Annotated in this window: 2 protein-coding genes; one reads left to right on the top strand and one right to left on the bottom strand. The window is 71.6% G+C overall.

Translation table 11 applies throughout. The features are described 5' to 3' along the window. The coding region (locus ACJA3G_RS35690) for a uracil-DNA glycosylase family protein (protein WP_406557182.1) at window positions 1-639 on the bottom strand (639 nt) is incomplete at its 3' end. 144 nt (window positions 640-783) lie between these two features. Here ACJA3G_RS35690 and ACJA3G_RS35685 point away from each other — a divergent pair. Beyond that, a partial coding sequence (locus ACJA3G_RS35685; RefSeq protein WP_406557181.1) for an amidohydrolase family protein occupies window positions 784-2,089 on the top strand: 1,306 nt, incomplete at its 3' end.

Here is a 2,089-nt window from a genome sequence, read left to right as displayed (position 1 = left end):
GTAGTGGACGAGGGGGCGGGCGGCGTCGGGCGTGACCGTGCCGTGCAGGGCGTCGAGCGCGCTGTTCCAGTTCGTCAGCAGCTTCGCCATGGCCACCGCGGGGTCGGTCCCGGAGCCCGCCGCGCTGTCGGGGTAGGTGGGATGGAGGATGTGCTGGTACGCGCCGGTGTACGCGGCGCCTGAAGCGGTCTCGCGCCAGGTGTGGAACGCGGTGTCCGCGAGGCCGCCCAGGGCGATCACGGCCTCGATGGGCTGGTGGGCGACGATCGCGTCCAGCCAGCGGTGCCGGTACGCGGCGATGTGCTCGTCCCGGGCGTGCGCGTTGCCGCCGTGCTGCCCGTACACGCTGTACAGGAACGTATTGACCATCACATAGCCGGTGTCGACGCCGAGTTTGGCCAGGAAACCCTGGAAGCGGCGGCCGGCGGTGCCGACGAGGATGCGGCGCGTGATCGCCTCGTGGGCCGCCGGGTCCTGTCCGACGACCAGCACGCGGGCCGTGCCGTCGAGCCGCCCGCGGTGGAAGACCGGGCCCCACTCCACGCGGAAGTCGGTGGCCGGATAGACCTCGGGGCCGGGGTAGTCGCGCACGAGCGCGGCGTACGGCTCCTGCGCGTAACCGGGGTCGAAGGGCTGCATTCGGACTCCTACTCCATGCGGGCGATCAGTCATGACAGAAGGTGATCAGAGGATGACATTACGGCATGGTGTCTATTAAGTGATGTTCATCCGATATGCGGTGTTCATCCTTACCTCCTCGGGAGGACGAGAAGGGAGGCCCGTATGTCGCCCGGAGCAGACGTCCCGGATACCGGCCGGTTCGCCCTGCGCGGCCGGATCGTCACCCTCGACGCCTCGGACACCGTGCTCGACGACGGTGTCCTCTACGTGGCCGGCGCCCTCATCGAGGCGGTGCTGCCGGCCGGCGCCCCCGCCCCGCCCGGCTTCGCGGGCGTGACCCCGCTCGACACGCGGGGCTCGGTCTACCCGGGGCTGATCGAACTCCACAACCACCTGCCGTACGACGTGCTGCCGCTGTGGCAGGTGCCCAAGCGGTACGGCAACCGCGCGCAGTGGGGCGGCAGCGGCAACCCCGCCTACCGCACGCTGGTCACCGGCCCGATGAAGGTGCTCGGCCAGGACCCCCGTCTGATGCCCGCCGTCGTGCGGTACGTGGAGGCGAAGGCACTGGTCAACGGCACCACGACCAGCCAGGGCATCGCCCTGTTCAGCAACGCGGGCGCCCGCCGGATGTACCGCGGCATCGTCCGCAACGTCGAACAGACCGACACGCCCGACCTCCCCGAGGCTGCCTCGCGCATCGCCGACGTGGAGGCGAAGGACGCCGAGAAGTTCCTGGCCCGGCTCCAGCAGCCGCACCGGCTTCTGCTGCACTTGGCCGAAGGCACCGACGAGGCCGCCCGGGCCCACTTCCGGGCCCTTCAGTTCCAGCCCGGCAAGTGGGCCATCACCGAGAACCTGGTGGGCATCCACTGCACCGGCCTGAGCGCCGACGACTTCACCGTCCTGGCCGATCACGGCGGCTCCATGGTGTGGTCGCCGCTCTCCAACCTCCTGCTGTACGGGAAGACCGCCGACATCGCCGCCGCCAAACAGGCCGGTGTGCTGATGGGCCTCGGCTCGGACTGGTCGGTGTCGGGCAGCAAGGGGCTGCTCGGCGAGCTCAAGGCGGCCCGGCTGGCGTCCACCGCCGCCGGATCCGTCTTCGACGACCGGGAGCTGGTCGCCATGGTCACCCGGGACGCGGCCCGCATCCTGCGCTGGGAGGCGGCCCTCGGGTCGCTCGGCGCGGGGATGCGCGCGGACCTCGTCGTCGTCGCCGGCACCGACGGCGACCCGTACACCTCCCTCGTCGACGCCCGTGACAAGGACATCCGGCTGGTGGCCGTGGACGGTGTCGCCCGCTACGGGGCCGGGCCGCTCATGCACGCCCTGGCCCCGGGGGAGAGCCTGGAGCCGGTGCCCGGGATGCCGGCGGGCCACGTACTGCGGCTGGACGACGGCACGGCGGACACCATCGTGGCCGGGCTGAGTCTGGGCGAGGCCACCGAGCGGCTGACCGGCGCCC

Source organism: Streptomyces sp. YS-3, assembly GCF_045257485.1.
Lineage (GTDB): Bacteria > Actinomycetota > Actinomycetes > Streptomycetales > Streptomycetaceae > Streptomyces.
Note: the sequence above shows the minus strand (reverse complement) of the source record. Positions and strands in the feature narration are given on the sequence as shown.